The organism is Bradyrhizobium sp. HKCCYLS3077, from assembly GCF_051167555.1.
GTDB lineage: Bacteria > Pseudomonadota > Alphaproteobacteria > Rhizobiales > Xanthobacteraceae > Bradyrhizobium.
The window spans coordinates 451584-474650 of record NZ_JBNPTH010000002.1 but is presented as its reverse complement, the minus strand read 5'-3'; the positions used below and the strand labels follow the sequence as shown (position 1 = coordinate 474650).

Annotated in this window: 20 protein-coding genes; 1 reads left to right on the top strand and 19 read right to left on the bottom strand. The window is 64.7% G+C overall.

Annotated elements, in window-relative coordinates; genetic code table 11:
- The 19 genes from ACQR0Z_RS08170 to ACQR0Z_RS08080 all read right to left on the bottom strand — a co-directional run bounded on the left by ACQR0Z_RS08170 (nucleotide 1) and on the right by ACQR0Z_RS08080 (nucleotide 21225).
- A complete protein-coding gene (locus ACQR0Z_RS08170) occupies nucleotides 1-1017 on the bottom strand; it encodes an ABC transporter permease (RefSeq protein ID WP_434918715.1) in 1017 nt (338 codons plus the stop codon).
- 338 nt (nucleotides 1018-1355) lie between these two features.
- On the bottom strand, nucleotides 1356-1931 hold the full coding sequence (locus ACQR0Z_RS08165; RefSeq protein WP_434861405.1) for a cupin domain-containing protein: 576 nt from the start codon (nucleotides 1929-1931) through the stop codon (nucleotides 1356-1358).
- Between the two features lie 221 nt (nucleotides 1932-2152).
- Complete coding sequence (gene eutC, locus ACQR0Z_RS08160) at nucleotides 2153-2941, bottom strand: ethanolamine ammonia-lyase subunit EutC (RefSeq protein WP_434918285.1); 789 nt, start codon at nucleotides 2939-2941, stop codon at nucleotides 2153-2155.
- Nucleotides 2934-4334: an ethanolamine ammonia-lyase subunit EutB gene (locus ACQR0Z_RS08155; protein WP_434918284.1), complete on the bottom strand. Its 1401-nt coding sequence runs from the start codon at nucleotides 4332-4334 to the stop codon at nucleotides 2934-2936. Before ACQR0Z_RS08155 ends, eutC begins: the two co-directional genes overlap by 8 nt.
- A 7-nt stretch (nucleotides 4335-4341) precedes the next feature.
- Nucleotides 4342-5130 (bottom strand): inositol monophosphatase family protein, encoded by a 789-nt coding sequence (locus ACQR0Z_RS08150; protein WP_434918283.1) that lies wholly within the window; start codon nucleotides 5128-5130, stop codon nucleotides 4342-4344.
- Nucleotides 5130-6062, bottom strand: coding sequence for a phosphotransferase (locus ACQR0Z_RS08145; RefSeq protein WP_434918282.1), 933 nt, complete (start codon nucleotides 6060-6062; stop codon nucleotides 5130-5132). The genes ACQR0Z_RS08150 and ACQR0Z_RS08145 overlap by 1 nt, the downstream gene beginning before the upstream one ends.
- Before the next feature lie 11 nt (nucleotides 6063-6073).
- On the bottom strand, nucleotides 6074-7039 hold the full coding sequence (locus ACQR0Z_RS08140) for a phosphotransferase family protein (RefSeq protein WP_434918281.1): 966 nt from the start codon (nucleotides 7037-7039) through the stop codon (nucleotides 6074-6076).
- The gene (locus ACQR0Z_RS08135; protein ID WP_434918280.1) at nucleotides 7036-8322 is read right to left on the bottom strand and encodes a Zn-dependent hydrolase; all 1287 of its coding nucleotides are present in this window, start codon (nucleotides 8320-8322) and stop codon (nucleotides 7036-7038) included. The genes ACQR0Z_RS08140 and ACQR0Z_RS08135 overlap by 4 nt, the downstream gene beginning before the upstream one ends.
- A complete protein-coding gene (locus tag ACQR0Z_RS08130; protein WP_434918279.1) occupies nucleotides 8315-9076 on the bottom strand; it encodes a DeoR/GlpR family DNA-binding transcription regulator in 762 nt (253 codons plus the stop codon). Before ACQR0Z_RS08130 ends, ACQR0Z_RS08135 begins: the two co-directional genes overlap by 8 nt.
- A complete protein-coding gene (locus ACQR0Z_RS08125) occupies nucleotides 9073-10896 on the bottom strand; it encodes a dipeptide ABC transporter ATP-binding protein (RefSeq protein ID WP_434918278.1) in 1824 nt (607 codons plus the stop codon). Before ACQR0Z_RS08125 ends, ACQR0Z_RS08130 begins: the two co-directional genes overlap by 4 nt.
- Nucleotides 10896-11804: an ABC transporter permease gene (locus tag ACQR0Z_RS08120; protein WP_434861396.1), complete on the bottom strand. Its 909-nt coding sequence runs from the start codon at nucleotides 11802-11804 to the stop codon at nucleotides 10896-10898. Before ACQR0Z_RS08120 ends, ACQR0Z_RS08125 begins: the two co-directional genes overlap by 1 nt.
- Before the next feature lie 24 nt (nucleotides 11805-11828).
- Nucleotides 11829-12809 carry an ABC transporter permease gene (locus tag ACQR0Z_RS08115; RefSeq protein ID WP_434861395.1) on the bottom strand — a complete coding sequence of 327 codons (981 nt, stop codon included), beginning with the start codon at nucleotides 12807-12809 and terminating at the stop codon, nucleotides 11829-11831.
- A 62-nt stretch (nucleotides 12810-12871) separates the two neighbouring features.
- Nucleotides 12872-14452 (bottom strand): ABC transporter substrate-binding protein, encoded by a 1581-nt coding sequence (locus tag ACQR0Z_RS08110; RefSeq protein WP_434918277.1) that lies wholly within the window; start codon nucleotides 14450-14452, stop codon nucleotides 12872-12874.
- A 643-nt stretch (nucleotides 14453-15095) separates the two neighbouring features.
- Entirely contained in the window at nucleotides 15096-16559 is a 1464-nt protein-coding gene (locus ACQR0Z_RS08105) for an amidase (protein WP_434918276.1), read from the bottom strand.
- A 5-nt stretch (nucleotides 16560-16564) separates the two neighbouring features.
- Entirely contained in the window at nucleotides 16565-17572 is a 1008-nt protein-coding gene (locus ACQR0Z_RS08100) for a branched-chain amino acid ABC transporter permease (protein ID WP_434861392.1), read from the bottom strand.
- Between the two features lie 4 nt (nucleotides 17573-17576).
- Nucleotides 17577-18443 (bottom strand): branched-chain amino acid ABC transporter permease, encoded by an 867-nt coding sequence (locus tag ACQR0Z_RS08095; protein ID WP_434918275.1) that lies wholly within the window; start codon nucleotides 18441-18443, stop codon nucleotides 17577-17579.
- A 7-nt stretch (nucleotides 18444-18450) separates the two neighbouring features.
- The gene (locus ACQR0Z_RS08090; RefSeq protein WP_434861390.1) at nucleotides 18451-19149 is read right to left on the bottom strand and encodes an ABC transporter ATP-binding protein; all 699 of its coding nucleotides are present in this window, start codon (nucleotides 19147-19149) and stop codon (nucleotides 18451-18453) included.
- Nucleotides 19136-19867, bottom strand: coding sequence for an ABC transporter ATP-binding protein (locus tag ACQR0Z_RS08085; RefSeq protein ID WP_434861389.1), 732 nt, complete (start codon nucleotides 19865-19867; stop codon nucleotides 19136-19138). The genes ACQR0Z_RS08090 and ACQR0Z_RS08085 overlap by 14 nt, the downstream gene beginning before the upstream one ends.
- 35 nt (nucleotides 19868-19902) lie before the next feature.
- Nucleotides 19903-21225 carry an ABC transporter substrate-binding protein gene (locus ACQR0Z_RS08080; protein WP_434918274.1) on the bottom strand — a complete coding sequence of 441 codons (1323 nt, stop codon included), beginning with the start codon at nucleotides 21223-21225 and terminating at the stop codon, nucleotides 19903-19905.
- A gap of 806 nt (nucleotides 21226-22031) precedes the next feature.
- Here ACQR0Z_RS08080 and ACQR0Z_RS08075 point away from each other — a divergent pair.
- On the top strand, nucleotides 22032-23000 hold the full coding sequence (locus tag ACQR0Z_RS08075; protein ID WP_434861387.1) for a helix-turn-helix domain-containing protein: 969 nt from the start codon (nucleotides 22032-22034) through the stop codon (nucleotides 22998-23000).
- Nucleotides 23001-23067 lie beyond the last annotated feature (67 nt).

The following is a 23067-nucleotide window of genomic DNA, read 5'->3' as shown; positions in this document are numbered from 1 at the left end:
TCAGCCCTCGAACCTGACGCGGGGATCGACCAGCGTCGCGAACACATCGACCGCCAGATTGAGCAGCACGTAGAGCACGGCCATCATCAGCACGAATCCCTGCACCGCCGCGTAGTCGGAAGCGATCACGGCGGCCACCGCATAGGCGCCGACGCCCTGCCAGCCGAACACCTGCTCGATCAGAACGTTGGAGCCGATCAGGAAGGAGAACACCATGCCGAGCACGCTCGACACCGGCAGCAGCACATTGCGGAAGGCGTAGGCCATCAGGATCTTGCGCACCGGCAGGCCACTGGCGCGCGCGGTGCGGATGAAATCGCTGCTCAGCGCCTCCAGCATCGCGGCCCGCGTGATCCGCGCGATCGGCGCCAGCGCGAACAGGCCGAGCGAAATCGCCGGCAGGATCAGCTGCGCCAACGCCGCGCGTAACACCGGCCAGTCGCCCGCGATGGCGGCGTCGATGGTGTAGGCCCCGGTGACGCGGGGCGGCGGCGAGAAGGCAATCTCGTCGAGCCGGCCGAGCGGCTGTGGGGCCCAGCCGAGCAGGAAGTAGAAGATGTAGACGAACAGCAGGCCGACGAAGAAGGTCGGAAACGCGGCACTGACGGTGACAAGCGCGCGGCAGGCATGATCCACGCCGCCATTGATGCGGGTCGCCGCCCACACGCCCATCGGGATGGCGATGCCGATCGCGAACAGCAGCGCGAAGGATGACAATTCAAGCGATGCGGGCAGGCGTTCGAGCAGATCGGTCAGCACCGGCTGACCAGTCGTGAGCGAACGGCCGAGATTGCCGTGCGCGAGGTCGGCGATGTAGCTCACGAACTGCACCGGCAACGGACGGTCGAGACCCAGCGTGGCGCGGATGCTCGCGATCGAGGCGGCGTTGGCCGCGGGGCCGGCGAAGAAGGCAGCGGGATCTCCGGGCAGCGCGCGCGAAATGAAGAACGTGAGAACGACGACGCCCGCCAGGCTTGGGATGGTGCCGAGCAGTCGCTTCCAAACGAAAGCCATCAGCGGTTCGCCTGCCATCATTCGCTGCCGCGACGGCTTGCGTCGTGCGCTTCAGCGGGTGAGGCCCCATCGACAGTCGGATGCAGCCCAGGGGCGGCCAGCATGCATCACAGTCATGTTGGTGCGAAGCAAGCGCTATGCCACGGTCGTCGCAGCCCCCTTGAAATGCAGTAGACGCGGAACCACTCGTGGTTTCGCCTCGATCGTCTCCGAAGTGAGGTTGCGGAACTCCCTGGGTTCCAGGCCCTCTGCATCTGTTCTCGCCACATGCATGAAATTCATGCAGACGCTCAGGCAGGCGTGAGGCACCCGCATCCGGCGCACGCCTCGGCAACGAGCCTCTAGTGGACCTGCGGAGTGTTGACCCAGATGATCCGCGCTTCGTCGGGGCCGACGTTGCGATAGCTGTTGGTCAGATACGCCTTGAAGAAAAACGAATCCCCGGCGGTCATCAGATAGGTGGTGTCGTCGATCGTGAGTTCGAGCGTTCCCGACACGAGATAGCCAACGGCCTCTCCCTGATGGGTGATGAGGTCGACCTTCTCGCCGCCGGGCGCGACGACATGAATGTTCGCCTCCAGCAGATTCCCTGCTGCCACCGGCACCAGACGCTCGTAAACGACGCCTTTTCCGCCACGCAGCGCATCGACAGGCACCTTAAGCCGGTCCTCGGGCTTCTGCACCAGCTTGTAGTCATCGACCCTCAGACCGAAAAACGACGCCATGTCGCGGTCGAGCGCGCGGACCATCTTGTCGAGCATCGGCAGCGACGGCATGACCTTGCCGGCCTCGATCTTCGAGATCATGCTTTCGTCGCAGCCGACAACCTGCGCCAAGTCGCGCATGCGCAGCCCCTTGGACAGCCGGGCGCGCCTGAGCCGCAGACCGATATTCAGTGTGCCGTTGTCTGAACTCACGTGGCTGCTCCTCGCAAATTCCACGCGAAAACATATGCATAACAATCACGTGATTTACCAGCATGTCATGACGGCAGGCCTCAAATGGCGGACAAGAACGGTCGCCAGAGATCGTCCACCGCACGCGAAGGAGAAACGTGCGCCAGCTGCAGAACCGTTGGCGGTCATTGTTCGGATGCGGGATTTCGCGCCATGCGACGTCCAATGCACCGGAGGCGCACTCAGGCAAGTCGCTGTGGCTCGTTCCTGTCGGCAGCCACCAGCTTTGCATTGGCGGCCTGGAGCCCGACGCCGCTCACGCCGGTCTTCAACATCGCAACGACCAGCGCGACGATGCCATCAGCGGCCTCGGTGATCGCAAGGCCCCCGGCTCTGATGTTCGAGATGCAGTTGCGGCGGGAATCCGGCGTCCCGACCTGCGGCCGACACGTCAAATAGGCGCCGAGGCTATCTGCCGCGGACAATCCGGGCCGCTCCCCGATCAGCATGATCGCAACGCGGGCCTGCAGCAATTCGCCGATCGGGTCGGCCAGGGCGACGCGCGCCTGCGCGGCCAGGATCACACCGGCGATGGAGATGGACGCAGCCTCGAGACGCTGCAGCAGTGCTTGCGCCAGCGGAGCTCCATTGGCCGCAACGGCGCTGGCCGACAATCCGTCGCCTAGGACGATCACGACGTCGCGCCCACGCGGCAGCGCTGCAAGATCAGGCACGGACTCGGCAGACAGCTTGCGCCCGAGATCAGGACGCCGGACAAACATTTCGCGCGTGGTCGCCATGCTGCCCGCCTCGGCAATCCCAACGTTCACGTCTCCGAGCTGACGACGCAGGACGACCCGGTCGACCTCCGACCACACCGCCTGCCGTGCCCGTGCGTGATCGAGCTGGAACGATTGCACGGCGCGGGTCGGAAGTCCGGCGCCGAAACGGCCCAACAGCACCCGCGCCTGCGTCATCTGCCGGAGATCGGGCAAGCGGCTGGCCGGCTGGTCGCGGTCGAGGTCACCCATGGGCCGCTCCCAGCAACGGAACACTGGCCATGCCGTCGATGAGCGCCGGCGGCGGCGGCAGCAAGCGGCCGCAGCGATCGGTCAGGCCGACGTCAACGAGCCATTGCGCGAATTCCGGTGCAGGCGGCCGGCCCAGCGTTTCACGGCAGAAGACCGCATCATGATGCGCGAGCGACTGATAGTTCAGCATCACGTCGTCGGCGCCGGGCACCGTGATGACGAAATTGACGTTGGCGGCGCAGAGCAGCGTCAACAGCGTGTCCATGTCGTCCTGGTCCGCATCGGCATGGTTCGTGTAGCAGACGTCGACTCCCATCGGCAGGCCGAGCAGCTTGCCGCAGAAATGGTCCTCCAGGCCGGCGCGGATGATCTGCTTGCCGTTGAAAAGATATTCGGGCCCGATGAAGCCGACGACGGTATTCACCAGCAATGGCCTGAACTCGCGCGCAACCGCGTAGGCGCGTGCCTCCATGGTCTGCTGATCGACTCCGAAATGCGCGTCCGCCGACAGCGCTGCGCCCTGCCCGGTCTCGAAATACATCAGGTTCGCATCGGGTTGACCGCGCCCCAGCGACCGCGCCGCGTCGTGGGCCTCTTCGAGCAGCGCCAGCGTGATGCCAAATCCCTCGTTCGCTTTCTGCGATCCGGCAATCGACTGGAACACCAGATCGACCGGAGCCCCCGCGGACATCGCAGCGATCGCCGTGGTGACGTGCCCCAGGCAACAGGTCTGGGTCGGGACCGCAAGTCGTGTCCTGAGATCGTCGAGCAACTCCACGATGCGGATGTAGTCGGACAATCCGTCCGTCGCCGGATTGACGCCGATCACCGCGTCACCCGATCCCATCAACAGTCCGTCGATCGCCGAGGCGGCAATGCCACGGGAGTCGTCGGTCGGGTGGTTCGGCTGATTGCGGGTCGAGAGACGGCCGGCGAGACCGATGGTCGAGCGAAACCGCGTCACGACCTGGCGCTTGGCCGCCACGGCGACGAGATCCTGCAGCCGCATGATCTTCGAAACGGCAGCGACCATCTCGGGCGTCAGCCCGAACGTGACGGCCTCGAGCTCGGCCTGCGCCGTTTCCGGCTTGAGCAGCCATTCGCGGAACTCACCCACGGTCTGAGAGCTGACGGCCGCGAATGCCGCGGCGTCATGCTGCTTTGCGATAAGCCGAGACACCTCGTCGTCATCGGAGGGAATGAGCTCCTCGGCCAGGAAAGCTTTCAACGGCAAGTCGGCCAAGGCCATTTGCGCAGCCAGGCGTTCGACCGGACCGTCGGCAGCGATGCCGGCCAATTCGTCGCCGGACCTCTGCGGTGTCGCCTTGGCCATCAGCTCCTTCAAATCCGCGAAGCGATAGACCGTGCGCTCGATCGTCGTCGAATACGCCATCCGCCTGTCACCCTCTGATGATGGCGAGCGCTTCGTCATGCAGCGCCGGTGTCGCCGATGCGAGCACATGGCCACTCGACTCCACCGACAGCGGCTCGCCGTTCCAGTCGGTGATCCGGCCGCCGGCCGCCTCGAGGATCGGCACCAGCGCCATGTAGTCGTAGGGCTGCAGCCCGGTCTCCAGGATCAGATCGCAATGGCCCGAGGCGAGAAGACCGTAGATGTAGCAATCACCGCCGAAGCGCCGCATCTGCGCGGCGTTGGAGAGCCGCTCGAACCGATCCAGATCCGCGTCGACGAACGTGTCGGGAGACGTGGTGTAGAACCGAGCATCCGCCACGCGTCGGCAATCGCGGGTGCGCGCCCGCGCTCCGCCATAGGTGGTGAGACCCGGGCGCCCGATCCATCGCTCTCCCGTCGCGGGAATGTCGATCAGGCCGCAGAACGGCCGGCGATCACAGGTCAGCCCGATCAGCGTGCCGAACAGCGGAAAGCCGGTGATGAAGCTCTTGGTGCCGTCGATGGGATCGATCACCCAGGTAAAGGCGTCTCCCTGCTTCACGCCCATCTCCTCGCCATAGATCCCGTGGGAAGGATAGCGCGCCGAGATCCGCTCCCGCAGCCGCGCCTCGATCAGGCGATCGGCAACCGTCACAGGACTGTCATCCGACTTGGCCGTGAACTCGATGGCCGTCCGGAAATACGACAAGGCGATCGGGCGGACCTCATCGGCGAGTTCGGCTGCGAACGAGAGATAGGCGTCGGCCTGCTCAGTCGCGATACTGGACACGACCATCAGAGCGCCTTGAGAAACAGCGGCCAGCGCGGATCGTGGATGATGGAACGTGCCCGCATGTGCTTCCAAATTCCGTATTTGTAGAAATCGAAATCGAGCGTGGAAATCCGGTTCTGCACCATCGCCCAGGTGCTCCATTTGATGTCGGCCAGGGCCTTGTGAACGATGAAGCGCGCATGCGCGCGCATGTCGTAGCGTCCGAAATACTCCTCGATGATCTCGCGTTCGACCTCCTCGGAGAAGAAATGCTCGCCGGCCCAGATCGCGAGGTCGTAGAGGCGATCATTGTTGGAGGCGTATTCGAAATCGATCAGCATGATCGACTTGTCCGCGCCGAGCAGGAAATTGCCGGGCATCGGATCGTTGAAGCATGGCACGAGGTCGAGCCCGGCCGCCTCGAGCGCCGCCCGCGCCTGCCGATATTGCCAGGTCAGCCAGGCGTGATCTTCCGGCAGAAATCCTCCGAGCTGGCGGACCTGTTCGTCATGCTCATCGATCATGTCGAACACGGTCTTGGTCAGCGGCAAGCGCGGCGCCTCGTGAAACAGGCGATACAGCCGGACGGTCTCGGCGCGGACCGCCGGATCGACGAAATCCGCATGGGTGGACGGCCGCCGGTCGGCCACGAACTCGGCGATCTCGATTCCCTCGTCGTCGAGATAGTCGAACGTCCTCGGACCGACGCCGATCGTCTCCGCCTGCCGGCTCGCGGCGCGGGCGGCCTTCCGGTCGATGAACATCTCGGTGCCCCGGCCGGGGATCTTGACAAAGAAATCGTGCGAGGCGCCCTCGACCGCGATCCGGAAGTTCGTGTTGCTGATGCCGCCGGACACCGGACGATAGCGGATCTGTCCCCTCCAGGCGTCGACCTTGACGATGGCGGCTTCGAGCAAACCCTCCGCCTCGTTCCCGGCCATTCCCAATTGTTTCATGACCACGTCCCCTAGATCGTGCGCAGGAACTCTTCGAAGCCCGGTCTGCCGAGCAACATGCGGCAGCGCAGGAAGCGCCACGCGGCATATTTGAGGAACTCGACGCCTTGCAATGGCGAGCGAGAGGCCAGCAGCAGGCTGCGCAGCGCCCAGTAGAAATCGTCCGCAGCGGCATAGAGCCGGCAGCGACTGAAGGCGCTGTCAGTGAACCGCCCGTCATGCATTTCGAGCAGCGGCTTCATCTGGCTCTCGAACTGATACAGCTCGTTCATCTGGACACCGAGCTGATAGTAGGGATCGATGTCGCCGGCCATGTCGAAATCGACCAGCACCATCTCGCCATTGGGGCCGAGCATCAGGTTGGAGGAATGCGGATCGCCATGCGCCGGCCGGCGGTCGACGCCCGCGGCATCGATCGCCTCGGCCATCTTGCTCATCCATCCCCTCATCCAGTCGATGTCTCCCGGCAGGGGGACGTCGGCCGGCGGCAGCAACGACCAGATGGCGGAGATGCCGTCGAAAACGGACCAGGGCCTTCCGAAGGGCGCGCTCGCCGCGATCGTCTTCTGCATGGCGACGAGACGCGCGGCTTTCTCGGGGGCGATGAGGTCGTCGATCTTCGCTACCTTCCAGCCCGCCCCCAGGCGCGCTAGCAGCAGACTGCCGCTCGCGGCATTGGCCGCGATCACGGCCGGAGCCAGCCCGAGGCTAGCCACATGCCGGGCTGCGGCCGCAGCGATAGCGCTGTCGACCAGCTCGGCGACCTCGGCTGCACCGAGGCGGAGAAACAGAGTCATCTCCGTCCCGTCGCGCGCGACGTCAAAGCTCGTCGATTCCACGGCCTGGTAGGACGGCGACGCCACCGGAAACACGGCCGCGGCGTAGCCGAGCCGGCCGGCATCCGCAGGCAGCAGAGCGGCAAGAGCGCGTTCGGCGCGAAGCTCATCGGCAGTTTCGGCCTGGCCGATCCGTTTCATGCGTCAGCCTCCGATGCGATGCTCTTCAGGCCGTCACGCGCGATCGCGTAAAGCATGTCCGCGAGAATCTGCGTGCTCACGGCATGATCCTCCGGACTGGTGTATTCGGTGGGATGGTGGATGACGCCGTCCTTCGAGCGGACAGCCATCACGATCGACGGGCAGACCGTGGACATCGCCACAGCGTCATGGCCGCCGATCGTATCGAGATGACGGGCCGTCTCGCCGCGCTGCGCCGCCACGCGCTCGGCGAGCGCGATCAGCCCCGGCGCAAAGCCGCCGGCGCGGCGCCGGTCGATGGAGCGAACCTCGTAGCCGACGGCAGCCCTTTGCGCTGCGACCTCGATCCGGGCCTTCATCTTCTCCTCAGCCTCGGCGAGCACGTCCGGCGAGCCGGAGCGCAGCTCGATGAACAGCACGGCTTCAGCGGGCACGGTGTTCGGCGAGTTCGGATGAACCTCGAGCCGGCCGACCGAGGTGTGAAGGTCGAGGCCGTGATCGTTCGCCAACTGCCTGAGATCGGCCATCAGATAGGCAGCCGCGAGCAAGGCGTCCTTGCGCTGCGCCATCGGCGTCGGCCCGGTGTGGGCCTGCTCGCCCAGGAAAGCCAGGCGGTACTTGGTCGCGCCCCAGAAGCGCGTGAAGACTCCGAACCTTTCGCGGGCGCCGAACAGCTTGTCATCGCCCTCGATGTGCAGCTCGATCAGCGCATCCGGACGTTCGACCTTGGCCGTGCCGGCATAGCCGATCTCCGCGAGAGACTGACGGACCGTCATGCCATCGCCGTCCGCCCGGTCGAGCGCCCAGTCGAGTTCGATCGCGCCGGCGAAGACGCTGCTGCCAAGCAGGCTCGGCTGGAAGCGAGCCCCCTCTTCGTTGGTCCAGTTCACGACCTGAAAGTTGCAGGCGGCGAGCCGGCCCTCCGCCTCCATACGCTCGGCGACAGCCAGCACGGCTTCGCAGGCCGAGACGACCCCGAGCGCGCCGTCGAATCGTCCGCCGTTCGGCTGGCTGTCGAGGTGAGAGCCGACCATGACCGTCGGCGCATTGCCGCCGGCCAGCGGCAACTTTCCGAACTGATTGCCGATCGGATCGATCTGCGGCTCGAACCCGTGATCTTTGAACCACGATGAAAGCCAGTCGCGCGCCTGCCCGTCGATCTTCGACAGTGTGAGCCGTGTCATCGCCCCGTTCGGCTTGCCGCCGAACGTCGAGACCTGCTCCATCATGGCCTTCAGGCGCGACGGATTGATCGGAGCATTGGGAAGATGAGCGTCAGGCATAGATCACGTCCACTTTCAATTGACGGAACTGGTCTGCGAACTCCGCGGCGAGAGGCGCGGCGGTGATGACGGCATCGAGGTCACCCAGTCCGAATGTGTGGATCGACCCGAGCCGTCCGAACTTGGAGCTGTCCGCGACGATGACCGACCGCTTGGCCTGGGCACGCGCGGCACGACGCATGATGGCTTCGTCCTCGCCGTAGTCCATGAAGCCGCGCTGGGCGTGAACGGCACTGATAGCGATGATCGCGAGATCGAAAAAATGTTCCTTGATGGCGGCAACGGCCTCGGGACCGAAGGTCGCCTGGTAGACCGGCTGGAGCCGGCCGCCCAGCACGCGCACGTTCGCCGATCCCTGATAGAAGAAGTGCGACGCGACCGCGAGCGAGTTGGTGACGATGGTGAGGTCCTTGCGCGCCTCGATGGATTTGAGGCAGGCCAGCGCCGTCGTTCCCTCGTCGATGAAGATCTTCATGCCGTCCTTGACCAGGGCGCCGGCCGCCTCGCCGATCCGCATCTTCTCGCGGCCGCCGACGCGCAGACGTTCGGCGAAGGGCTGATCGCTTTCCTGGCTTTCGAGCACGGCCCCGCCATAGACGCGGCGGGCGAAGCCTTGCGTTTCGAGCTCCCGCAGATCGCGGCGGATCGACTCGTGGCTGACCTTGAGCTGATCGACCAGATCCTTGACGTGAACGCGCTGCTTCTGCCGCAGCATGGCCCTGATCAATTCGAGCCGGCTCTCGGTGAAGCTCATGGCGAGGCCCTCTCGGCCGGCGGCATCGGCCGGGCGACGAGATGACAGGCGGCGAAGTCCTGCTCATCGCGCACGGTCAGGAACGGCTGCTCGCCGTGGCAGATCTCCATCGCGCGTGGGCAGCGTGACTTGAAGCTGCAGCCGGCGGGAATCGAGAGCGGGCTCGGCGGCTCGCCCTCCAGCAGGCAGTCCTCGGGCTTGTAGCGCTTGTCTTCGAGCGTCGGCATCGCGCTCAGCAGCGCCATCGTGTAGGGATGGCCCGGATCGAAAAACAGGCGTTGATTGTCGGCAAGCTCGAACACCTCCCCGAGATACATCACCGCGACGCGGTTGCAGACCTTCCGGACCATGGCCAGATCGTGGGAGATGAAGATGTAGGTCAGGTTGTATTCTTTCTGCAACGCCTGAAACAGGTCGAGCAGCTTGAACTGCTCCGCCTGATCGAGCGCCGACAGCGTCTCGTCCATGATCAGGATGGTGGGCTCGAGCACCAGCGCGCGCGCCACGTTGACGCGCTGGCGCTGGCCGGCGCTGAGGCCGAGCGGCAGCTCGTTGTACAATTCGGCAGCGAGGCCAACCTCCGACATCACCTTCAGCACGCGCGCCCGCAGCTTCTCCTTGTCGCGCCAGCCATGCGTGCGCAGCGGCTCCTCCAGCATGCGGCCGATCGAGGTTCGCGGCGGCAGCGATCCGAACGGATCCTGCAGCACGAGCTGAAGCCTGGCGCGGAATGCCAGCAGCTCGCGTCCGCGCAGGGTCGCGATGTCCTTGCCTTCGCACAGGATCTGTCCCGCGCTCGGCAGTTCGAGCCGCGACAGCAGCCGCATCAAGGTCGACTTGCCGCATCCGGACTCGCCGACGATGGCAAAGCTGTCGCCGCGCCGGACATCGAAGGTCACGTTGCGGACGGCGCGGACGAGATTGACGCCGCCGAGGCCGCTGCGCTTCTTGACCCGGTAGGTCTGTGACGCGTCGCGCAGGCTGAGCACGACTTCGCGTTCAGCCGGCAGCGCCGGCACGACGCCGGTGTCGCGCCAGATCTTCGGCGTCTGCGCCACCAGCTCGCGGGTATAGGGGTGGATCGGGCTTTCGACGAGCGACTCGGTCGCCTGCTCCTCCACGATGCGACCGCGATCGATCACGAGGGTGCGCGAACTCGCCTCGCGCACCATCGGAAGCGAGGACGAGATGAACAATACCGCGGTGTCGAACTGATCGGTGAGCTCCTTGATCAAGCGGATCACCTGCGCCGCCACGGTGACATCGAGCGGCTGGGTCACGTTGTCCGCGATCAGCACGGCCGGGTTGGTGACGAGGGCGTCGACGATCAGAGCGCGCTGCATCATCCCGCCGGAGAACTGCGAGGGATAATCGTGAAACCTGCTTCGCGCCGAGGGAATGCGGACCGCATCCAACAGCTCGACGACGCGATCCTCAGCCTGCCGGCGCGACACATCAGGCATGACCGCGCGCATCTTCTCGACGATCTGGGCGCCCACGGGCAGCGTCGGATCGAGCGCCCCCATCGGATTGGCCCCGACATAGGACACGCGCTGGCGCAGCGCGCGCATGTCCGTCTCCTTCATCGCGTAGATGTCGCGTCCCTCGAACAGCACCGTGCCGGAACGCCGCATCAGCGGCGGTTCGAGCCAGTTGACCGCGGCCCGCGACAGCACCGTCTTGCCGGACGCGCTGGCGCCCACCACGCCCACGATCTCCTTCGGGGCCAACGACAAAGAGACGTCGTCGAGAATGACTTTCGCGGCTTCGGACCGGCCGAGCGCAACCGTCATGTTGCGCAGTTCAAGCAGCGCCGCCATCACTCACCTCCGGCGTGAACGGTGTCGCGCGCCCGTTCGAGGGCCGCGCCCATCAGGTTGATGCTGGTCAGGGTCAGACCGAGGAACAGTCCCGGCATGGTCGCGATCCACCAGGCGTTGAGCAGGTACTTGCGGCCGTCGGCGATGATGTTGCCGAAGGTCGGCGTCGGCGGCTGGACGCCGAGGCCGAGGAAGCCGAGCGTCGATTCGAAGATCATCATGCGCGCCACGTCCAGCACCGAGGAGAACAGCACCGCCGGCAGCAGCAGCGGCAACAGCAGCGTGACGATGATGCGCAGATCGGTCGATCCTCCGATCTTCGCCGCCCGGACGAACTCGCGCTGGCGTTCGGTCATGACCACGCTGCGCATCATGCGCGCATAGACCGGCCAGTTCGACATGCCGAGCACGAGAACGATGGCGGGAATGGTCGGCCGCGACACGCCGAGCACGGCGATAGCCAGGATGATCATGGGGATCGAGAGCTGGGCATCGGTGAGGCGCATGATGACGGCATCGGTGCGTCCGCCGAAATAGCCGGCGACCGTGCCGAGGGCGCAGCCGACGATCAGCATGACGATCACCGAGGCCATGCCGATCAGGAAGGAGTAGCGCAGCCCGACCAAGGACCGGACAAGCATGTCGCGGCCGATCTGATCGGTGCCGAGCGGGTGAACCCAGCTCCAGTTCGTTCCGGTGAACAGCGGCGGCAGAAGCCGCGCCTTGACGTCCATCTTGGTGGGATCGATGCCGCTCAGCTCGGGATAGAGAGCCGTCGCGAGCAACAGTGCCAGGAAGATCGCGGCCCCGACCCGAAACCCGGGCGACGCCACGGCTCTGTCGAACACGCGCCGCGCGAGCGAGCGGGACGCCAGAGGCGTCGACGAATGGGAAGATGTAATGGACATGATCGACATCGGAAGCCTTCGGGCTCAGTAGTCCAGCCGGGGGTCGATCGTCGTCGCGACGAGATCGACGATGATGTTGATCACGACGAAGATGGCGCTCGTCACGATCGCGATGCCCTGGATCAGAGGGAAGTCACGCTGCAGCACGGCGTTGATGGTGAGCAGGCCGAGCCCTGGATAGTCGAAGATGTATTCGACGATGATCACGCCGCCGAGCAGGCTCGAGAACTGGATGCCGAGCAGGTTCAGCAGCGGGACCGACGCGTTTCGCATCACGTGGTTGGCGATGATGCGGGTCCGGCCAAGGCCGCGCACGCGCCCGACCGAGACATACGGCTCCGTCATCTGCGACGACACCGCGCCGACCAGCGTGCGGATCAGCACCGGCGACATCTCGACCGCGAGCACGACGGCCGGCAGAATGGTGTAGGCGAAGCCGTTGTAGCCGATTGCCGGCAGCCAGCCGAGCTTCACCGACAGCAGCAGCGTCAGAACGATGCCCAGCCAAAAATTTGGCAGCGAGATGAAGACCGACGAGACGTAGAAGGCGAGCTTGTCGGGCCATCCGCCGGGGTTGAGCCCGCCGGCGATGCCGACGAGCGCGGAGAACAGCAACGCGATCGCCAGCGTCACCGCGGCGAGCTGAAGCGTCATCGGCAGCGCCTCCAGGATCAGCGTGAGCACCTTGGCGCGCTCGCCGCGCGTGCTGTCGTTGAAGTTCGCACCGCCGGTCGCAGCCCCGTTGGCCGGACGCACGAAGGACTGCCCCAGGTCTCCCTGCAACACGGATCCCATGTAGCGGCCGAACTGCACGATGATCGGATCGCGCAGCCCCATGTCCTTGGCGATCTTCTCGATCAGTGCCTCCGGCGCCATGCCTCCGGCCATGAGCCGCACGGGATCGCCGGGAACGACGCGCAGCAGCGTGAAGATCAGCAGCGACACGAGGCCGATGATGACCACGCCCTGCGCGAGGCGACGGATCAGGAAATTCAACGTGAACATTCGCGAACCTCATCGGAGGGAGCGGGAGCCGCACCTCGCATCGAGGTGCGGCTCGGATCGTGTCAGGCGGCGCTCTTCGACGCGTCCATCGAGCCGTCGGGATAGATGAACAGCCCGGCATAGTCCTTCTGCATCGCGTGAATCATCACCGACGTGAACAGCGACAGCGCCGGCATCTTCGAGGCGATGAGCGGCATCGTCTCGGTCTGCAGGATCTTCTTGCGCTCTTCGAGAGTCGGCGCGCTGCGCTCCTTGTCGAGCGAGGCGTCGATCGCGGGATCCTCAATGCCGCAGATGCGATGCGACGTCGAATGGAAGTGCGTGCGCAGAATCAGATCAGGCTCCGGCGAACCGGTCGACCAGCCGCAGTCGACCATGTGGCCGGGGCCGCCGCCGGGACGGTGATACAGCCGCTCGTTCCACGCCGCAGGCTCCAGCACGGTCAGGCTGACATTGAAGCCCTGCTCGTTGAGCATCGCAGTGAGGACCTCGCCGTACTCCTTGGTCTTCGGATAGAAGCCGACCGAGGTGATGTATTCGAGCGGCGGCAGCCCCTTGCCCTTGGGAAAGCCGGCCTCCGCGAGCAGCGCCTGGCACTTCGCAGGGTCGAACTTCGGATAGTTCGGCAGGTCGAAATAGCCGAACTTCACCGGCGAAATGAAGTTGGACGAGGCGTGCCCCGCGCTGCCGAGAACCTCGAGGATCATATCGCGATTGATGGCATGGCAGGCAGCCAGCCGGATGCGCGGATCATTGAACGGCGGCTTCGAGCAGCGGAACCAGAGATACTTGTTCTCGACCGAGACGACGCGGTTGATGTGGATGGCGGGATTGGCCTTGACGGTATCGACCTGCTCGGGCTCGAGCCGCTCCACGATGGAGGCCTGGCCGTTCATCAGCGACAGCATGCGGGTCGTGGAATCGCCGACGAAGTTGAAGTTGATTCCGGCGATCGCCGGCTTGCCCTTGAAGTAGCTCTCGTTGGCCACCATCACGGTCGAGTTGCCGCGCTGCTCCACGAACTTGAACGGGCCCGTGCCGTTGAGGCGCTGCGACAGTACGCCGCCGGGGCCGGCAGCGATGTCCTTGGCCGACATCATCGGCAGGAACGCCGCGAGGAACATGAACAGATGAGCGGGATAGCCGCCCTTCGACGTGTCGACGATCACGGTGTAGTCGTCGGGCGTATCGATCTTCAGCGTTTCGGTCGGTCCGGGGTACCATTGCGCCGGACGGTCCGCGCGTGACCCATATTCGAAGGTTGCCTTGACGTCCTCGGCCTTGAAGGGCTTGCCGTCATGGAAGACGACACCCTCGCGCAGCTTGATCTGGAGCTTGTTGGGATCGAGCAGCTTGATGTCGGTCGCGAGTTCGTAGACGACCTCATCGGGCTTATCGAGCTTCATCGGCGTGCGCGTCAGGAAGCCCATGACGAAGCCCTCGATGTTCTTCTGCGAGAGCGTGGTGTGGGCCGTCGGGTCCCAATTGCCGGTGATGTTCTCTGCCGAGAGAAACGTCATCGTCTTTCCGGCCTGAGCGAACGCTTTTGAAATAGCGAAATCCGGATTGATCTGCATGTAGCCCGCCGCAGCGGCGGCCGCAGCACCTTGCATGAAGTGACGGCGGCTAAATTCTGAAGGCATCGACATTCCCCTATCTTGCGGAACGAAACTCCAACCGGCCAAAACGGTCATGCAGAGGTCGTGCCAGCGCTGGAGTTGCGCATTTTCAATAAGATAGGATATGCGCTCTATTGTTGGTTTTGACCGATTTGTGGGCGTATGGCGTCCAATCGGGCATGCTCCGCCCCTTTGGCGATCACCGAAGCCTCCGCAGACACGCCGAGGTGGCAGATCGAACGATGGTGCCTCGGACGGAGAGTGATCGCTCTTACCATCGTCGCGATCGTCAGCCTGCAGATGGAGGGTGGCGCCAGCAGGGAGTGGCGCCGGCGCTCATCCCGTCGTGATCATCGGGACGCACGAACGCGTTGTGAGCGCAGCTTGCCACTCAAGACGAGTGTCGCCCTCGGCCCCCCGTTCAGGATTCGTCGATCACGGCACGATGAGGATTGTGGAGCCCCGTTTCGTCTCCTCGCCCCATGCTGGTTGCGCCTGTATGGGTGGCGCGCCTTGCGGCGCGACGTCCATGTCAGCGTGAGGCATGGCCTGACCCGGATCAGCCGCCGGCGCTCAACGCCCACGCCTGCGGCGACATCACCATTCCCTGGGGAACACGCGGGACAGGACGGCCAGCGCGAATGGCCATCGGCGTGGCTCTTGCCGATCAGATGGCGAGCGGGCGAGCGAAGCCGCCCAATGCCTGCTCCACGAGCTGGGCGAACCGCAGCGTGGTGCGATCGCCGAGATACGGTCCGACCACCTGCACACCGGCAGGAACGCTCCCGACCCTGCGGCCCGTCGGAATGGCGGTGGCCGGCAGATTGGCGACCGTGACCAGACCGGGCCAGGCCAGATTGTCCATGTACGGAATCGTGCCGCCGTTCGCGGCGAGGCGCCGTGTGAATTGCGCGGCGAGATCGAGCCGTTCGATGTCATGCGGGAACGCCACCGTGGGCGTGATCGGGCATAGCAGCACGTCGTAGTCGGCAAAGAAGCTGCGCCATGCGCGATAGAGCTGATGCCGCGCTTCCGTGGCGGCGAAATGCTCCGGAAGCGACTGGCGCACCGCGTCGGCGACACGGCGCGCATAGCTGCCGCTCGCGGCCGTGTCACCAGCGGCGAGCAACTGCTCGCGCGCGGGCGGCGGCAACCCGGCGCCGATGATCCCGAACAGGGTTTGGATATAAACATCGTGGCTTGCGGCGGGATCGATCGGAGGCCGCGCCTGCCTGTTCACGTTGACGCCGAGGCGCGTGAGATCATCGACCAGCCCCTCGATCGCGGCCGCATAGGCATCCTCGAGCGGATAGGCGTCAGTCCAGACGGCCACCCGGAACGACCGGAGATCGTCGTGCCGCGCGGCCGGCAATTGCAGCCTGGCGCCGGTACCATCGATATCGGACCGGCCGCGGACCACGTCGAACAGCAATTCGAGATCGAACGCACTTCGTGCCAAGGGGCCCGCGACGCCCAGCTCTACAGAGGCGACGTGGCCGGGCGGCGGCGGAATGTGCCCTTCGGTGCTGACGAGACCGTGGCTCGGCTTGTGGCCATAGACGCCGCAGAAATGGGCGGGCACGCGGATCGAGCCGCCGATATCGCTGCCGAATTCGAGCGAGGTCAAGCCGGCCGCGAGCGCCGCGGCGGAGCCGCCGGAGGAGCCGCCGACGGTCCGCTCACCATCGAACGGATTGCGCGTCAGGCCGAACAGCGTGTTGCAGGATTGGTGGTCGGCAGCTCCCGCCGGCAGGTTGGTCTTGCCGAAGATCACCGCACCGGCGGTGCGGATCTTTGCGACCGCGACCGCGTCCTCGCGCGGCCGATAGTCGCGTAGCTCCTCCAGGCCGCAGGTCGCAGCCATGCCCGCGACAGCGAAGGAATCCTTGATGGTCATCGGCAAACCATGCAGCGGTTGAGCCTTCTCTCCTCGCGCCAGCCCTTCGTCGGCGGCGCGAGCCTGCCGGCGAGCGCCCTCTTCATCGAGCGCGACCACGGCATTGCAAGACGGATTGACGCGCTTGATCCGATCAAGATGCAGCTCGAATAATTCGAGGGCACTGATGCGGCGCGCGAGGAGCAACGCGCGCTGCTCGGTGGCGGTCAGGAAACAAGTCTCGTCAGCAGACATGCCAATCATCCCAATTGTCCGGCGTTTCGGGCCAGTGGCGGAAGGTCAGGTGCGGTCGGCGCCCTCCGCCCGACGCCGAGAAGCTTGAGGCCGAAGCGGTCGCGCAGCGGCGGCCACAGGCCTCGCGGGGACCAGAGCATGACGATCACGCCGACGGTGCCCAAAGCGACCAGATACCAGCCGGCGGAATAGCCGAGCTGGCCGGTGATCAGCTCACGCAGGCCGAAGAAGATCACCGTGCCGATGATCGGGCCTTCGAGCGTGCCGATACCGCCGATCATCACGATGAACATCATGTAGACGACCCAGTTCACGTCGAAGGCCGCGGCCGGCGAGACATAGAGGTTGCCGAGAAACGACACCGCACCGGCAAGCCCGCAGCCGGCTGCGGACAGCACGAAAACAATGAAGCGGTTACGCTGGACGTCGACGCCGACACTCATGGCGGCCAGATCGTTGTCGCGCACGCTCATGAGACCGAGACCGAAGCCGGATCTCATCAGGAGGAAAAGGCCGCCGATCGTCCCCAGCGCCAGCGCAGCCGCAATCCAGAACAGCCCCGGCTCGAACCAATCGAGGTCGAGCAGGCGGCTCGACTTCAGCGGCAGCCCTGCGGTCCCCCCGAGCCACATGGCTTTCATCACCAGTGCGGCGACAATCTCGGAGAAGACCCACATCGCGATCGAGAAGTAGGCTTCACGCAGCCGGAACAGCGGCAGCGCGATGACGGAAGCGACGATGGCGCAGGCAAGCGGCGCGATCGGCAGAACCCAATACGGCGACAGACCGAGCGTGTCGGAGATCAGGAACAGTCCATAGGCCCCGATTCCGACAAACACCTGATGACCGAAGGAGACGAGACCGGCATAGCCCGCGAGCAGATTCCACATCTGCGCCATCGCCAGGATCAGGAGGCACTCGGTCACAAACCGCAGCGCGCCCTCGCCGAGAAGCCACGGCCCGGCCGCGAGCAGCGCGGCTATGACGGCAAAGCTGATCGCAATCGTCTTCATGGGATCAGACCCTGCTCGCCACCAGACCCGCAGGGCGGATCAGGAGCATCACGAAGAAAAGCAGATGCGCATAGAGCAGGCCCGCATTCGGATCCCATTTCAGGCCGGCGAGTTGCGCCATCCCAAGCACGATCCCTCCGAGCAACGCGCCCCAGAACGAGCCGATGCCGCCGAGCACCACGACCTCGAAGGCAATCAGCAGACGCTCCACGCCTGAAAACGGCGTGAAGCTCGAGCGCACCGCCAGCAGCACCCCTCCGATCGCGCCAAGCGCCAGCGACAGGCCCATCACGTAGTTGTAGACCAGGTCCGGCTTGACGCCGAACAGGCGCACGATGTCGCGACGGTCGGCGGTCGCCCGGACGATACGGCCGAAGACCGTGCGCTTGAGCCCCCATTGCAGCACCAGGAACAACAACACCGCCGCGATCAGTGTCAGCAGCGGCATGACCCCGACGCTCAATCCGAACACGCTGATGCTGGCACGCGAAAGCGCGCCGAGCTGAAGGCTCCTGACGTCGGCACCGAACACCTCGACCATCAGGTTGCGCAACACGATGGAGACGCCGAAGGTCAGCAGCAGCGGTGCGAGCGGATCCGGCGCCCGAGCCACCCGATTCATGATCGCGGCCTGATAGAGGAAGCCGACGCCGAAGGCCGCCAGGATGACCGGGATCAACACCAGCAGCGGGTGCACCTGGGGAAACAGGCCGACCAGCATGACGGCGAGATAGGCGGCCAGCACCATGAACTCGCCATGCGCGATATTGACCAGCCGCATCACGCCAAAGACGAGCGCAAGTCCGATGCCGAGCAGGCCATAGAGACCGCCCAGCAGGGCTCCGTTCACCAGCGTCTCGATCCACGCCATGTCCCGCTCACATCCCGAAATAGGCTTGCGTCAATTCAGCAACGCTCACATCGCCGGCCCTCGCGGTCAGCGACACGCGTCCCTTCAACAGGCAGTAGATGCGATCGCTGGCGCTGCTCGCGCGCTTGACGTCCTGCTCGACCAGCACCAGCGCCGTTCCTTCCTTGCGGATGTCACCGAAGGCGCCATAGATCTGCTCGACCATCACCGGGGCGAGGCCGAGCGAGATCTCGTCGCAGAGCAGCAGGCGCGGGTTGCACATCAGTGCGCGGCCGATCGCGACCATCTGCTGTTGCCCGCCCGAAAGCTGGCGCGGCAGATGGTTGCGCCGCTGCTCGAGGACCGGAAACAGGTCGAACACGCGCCGCAGCGTCCATGAGCCCGAGCGCCGGCTCACCTGCCCCATCAGGAGATTTTCCTCGACCGTCAAGGTATCAAACAGCATGCGCCCCTCGGGCACCATGCCGAGACCGAGACGCGCGATGTGCTCCGCCGGCATGTCCTGGATATTGCGGCCGTCGAACCGAACCTCGCCCTGCCTGCTGTCGATCAGGCCGACGAGCGCGCGCAGGAACGTGGTCTTGCCGGCGCCGTTGGCGCCGACGAGCGCAACCGCCTCGCGCTCGGCCACGGAAAACGCGAGCCCGAAGATCGCCTGAAGGTCGCCATGAAAGACATCGAGGCCTTCGACTTCAAGCAACGTCATCGGCCGTCAATCCCATGTAGATCTCCTTGACCGTGCGGCTTTCCATCACCTCGCGCGGCGGCCCCTCGAGGACCTTGCGGCCGAAATTCAGGACCAGGATACGATCGGCGACCGCCCGCAGGGCATGTGGAATATGCTCGATCCAGATCATGGCATGATCAGCCTTCACGCCCGCGATGATCTCGATCAGCCGCTCGACCTCGGGCTCGGTCAGACCCGCCGCGATCTCGTCGAGCAGGATCAAGCGCGGCCTCGAGGCGAGCGCCTTGGCGAATTCGAGACGCTTGCGGTCGATCAATGGAAGGGCGCCGGCGATGTGATCCGCCTTGCCGCCGAGCGATGTGCGGCGAAGGACGTCCATCGCCCAGTCGGTTGCCGCCATGCCATGCAGACCGCCGCCGTAAGTCGCCGCCACGAGAACGTTTTCAAAGACCGTCAAGTGCGGGAACGGCTGCGGAATCTGAAAGGCCCTGCCAATACCGAAGCGGACCCGCCGGTGAGCGGGAAGGCCGCTGATCTCCCGACCGTCCAGGCTGATTGAGCCGGCATCGGGCCTGATCAATCCAACAATCAGGTTCAACAGCGAGCTCTTCCCGGCGCCATTCGGTCCGATCACGCCTAGACATTCGCCAAGAGCGAGTTCGACATCGAGGTCATCGGCAACCCGGATGACCCCGAAATTCTTGCAGAGACCTGCAATGCGCAGCACTTCGACCATTGGATTGTCCGTCCGCGCCGATCCGCCGTGGCCGTTCAAACCAGCTTCGACAGCAGGGCGAGATCGGCCTGCTTCGGGATGAACGGAGCGGTGCCGTTGTGCACGATCAGAAGTTCGTAGGGCGACTTGCCACCCTTGCTCTTTCGCCACTGCCCGCCGGACAGCGAGGTCACCGCGACGTTCTTGATCGGGCTGTTCTTGAACTTGACCGGGCCGACAACCGTTTCGAGATCGAGGCCGGCAACGGCATCGCGCAGCGCATTCCTATCCTTGGGATCGCTGTTGCGAAGCGCCGCGAAGCCGACCTCCCACAAGGCGTGGGCATAGCCGATCGGCTGGGTCCATTGCCTTCCGGTCGCCTTCTCCCATTCGGCTGCGAGTTCGGCCGCGGACTGGCCGGTGAGGGAGGACTTGAACGGATAGGCCGGCGTCCACCAGACTTCCGTCGACATGCCGTCGCCGCGATCCCCGAGCGCGTTGACCGCGCTCGGGAACAGGAAGGCGGCCGCGACCGTGCAGATCTGCGGCTTGAAGCCGGCCTGCGCGGCCTGATTCCACAGCGTCACCCAATGATTGCCGTAGGTGAAGCCCGAAACGATCTCCGCGCCTGCATTCTTGAACGTCGAGACCTGATTGGAAAAATCGTCGGTCGCGATCTGGAAGCTTCCCGTCGAGATCTCTTGGAAGCCTGCTTGCTTGATGCCGGCTGGCAGGCCGAGTTGCTGATCCGAGAATGCGGTGCCAGCCGGATTGTCGATGTAGAGCGTTCCCACCTTCTTGTTGGTCTCGACCGACTGCCACATGCCCACGAAATTCTTGACGACGTCATCGGCGCCCCAGAAAAAATGGAACGTATAGGGAAAGCCCTTGTCCGGCGTCGATTTGCGCGGAAACATCCAGCCTTGCCAGGGCAGCATGGTCGAGATCGTCGGCACACCGCGCGCATCGGCCAATTCGCCGATCGGGATCTGCGCATCGCCGTCCTCGACCAGGATGAGGTCGCATTTCTCACGAAGCACGAGCTCGCTTGCGACGACCGCTGAGCGGTTGGGATCGGACTGATTATCCTTGATCACGAATTCGACGGCGTAGGTCTTGCCACCGATCTTCAGGCCATCCTTGACGAGATTTTTCATCCGCTCGTGGATCCAGGGGTCCGGCTCCGCAAAGGCGGCGCGCACACCCGACAGGCATCCACACCAGCCGATCTTGATGGTGGTGGAGGCCGCCCCCGCGATATTGACCAGCGGCACGTTGCCCGCCGCAGCGAGGCCCGCCGTTCCCGCAGCCCCCAGCAGGCTCCGCCGGCTGATCTTCCCGCTCCCGACCTTCGCTGTGAACTTGCTGGTCCCGCTCACGACATCCCTCCTGCAAATCATCGGTTGATCGAACACCGGCCCATGGTCACGCGGCCGGCCGCCTCACTTCCCACCCCGGTTGCGAAGAACGCTTGCTTCGCGCGTCGCTTGGTCACGGTCGGGCCGCTCGATTGATGAGCCGCCGCCGGGCGACGTCAGCCCGATCGCCGTTCGACGGCAAAGCCGGCTCCGCCGGGTGTCGTTCTGCAACCGGTCGAGATGATCTGTCCTGCGACACAGCTTGCCTGCTCGGACGCGCAACGCTCGAAGGCTGACGGATGGAGATGCACATCCGTTGCTCATGCATTTGCCGGCTCGCGAACGCCTGGAGATGAGCGGGGCGAAGCATCTCCTTCTGCAATGGACAGTGACGGAGAACGATCCACGGCTTGCTCCAACACGCCTCCGGCTCATCGGCCTCGCCTGAACCAGAGCACGGCGGCCGTCGAGACGCTTGGCCCGCAGCGCCACCTTTTGGACTCAGGCCGCCAATTGTTGCTGTTCGGCCAGCCGCAATCGCGGCGGAAACGCCAGCCACCAATCCAGCGCCAGCCTCGGTGCGACGACGTGCTTGCTTTCACCGGCATGCCGCAGCGCAGCAGGCGACCGAGCCCGCAACGAACGGACCGCGTGTTTCCCGGTTATCGTCGTGCCGCACAATCCAGTGCCCATCGACGCCAGAAAATCGTCATTGCCAGTAAAGGTCCTGGGAAGCCAAACTCCTCGCGGACAGACGAGGAAACTGCCGGCGCCGGCTTATTGGCAAGACCGCCTCGACGTGAAAGCTTTGCCCGTTGGAGAAACTGATGCTTAGACTCGCAAGCACCAGCGCCGTGACGCCAAAGGACGGCTTTGAACACTGGCACCAGGTGACTTGCCGCGACTATTCGCTGACAGAATGTCGCCGCCCGATCTCGGACCGCCACTTCTCGGCGCAGATCTCCACGCGGCAATTCGGCGATTTGGTTCTCAGTGAAACGTCGTCTTCGACGCCCGCGGACAATTTGATCCGTATCACGCGGGGAGCGGACGAAATCCGCAAGGACCCGCGCGATCATTTCACGACACTCCTCATCGTCCGAGGAGAGGCCGCCTTCGTACAAGACGACCGTGAGGCGCGAATGCGCCCCGGTGACCTGATCGTATATGACCAGTCCAAGCCGTTCGCCCTTCAGTTCGGTCAAGATTCGAGTTCGATCGTTCTGACGTGTCCGAGACCATTGCTGACCGCTCGTCTCCCGGAGATGCATCGCTTGACTGCCCGGCGGATCGACGGCCAATCCAGATTCGCGACGCTCGCCGGCTCGGTCGTGTGTCAGTTGCTCGGGCTTGAGAGCGTTGCGCGATACGACGTCATCCGCCGCTTGAGCATGTCGGCTGTGGACATTCTAGCTGCGACGCTCGAGGCCGAGCTGACTGACCTGGAGTCACTGGATCTCGAGCGCGGCCGACGCCTGGATCAAGTGAAACGCTTCATCGTCGACAACCTTCATGATTGCGAGCTCGATATCGATACCATCGCTGCGAAGCAGAACATGGCCACACGGACCCTCAATCGATTGTTTGCGGCCGAAGGGACAACTCCATCTCGTTGGCTCTGGCAGCAGCGTCTTGCGGCCAGCTACAATGCACTCGCCGAGGGGCGCGTCAGAAGCGTCACCGACGCCGCGATGAGCTTCGGCTTCAGCGACCTGTCCCATTTCAGCCGAGCTTTCAAAAAGGCTTTTGGTCGGTCCCCGCACAGCCTGCTGCGATGCCGGAGGACTCCGCGGTAGCCGCGCATCACGCGCCCCCCAAGACCGGTTTCCGGAAGCGTCGTGAAGGAGATTGTCGCAACGACTC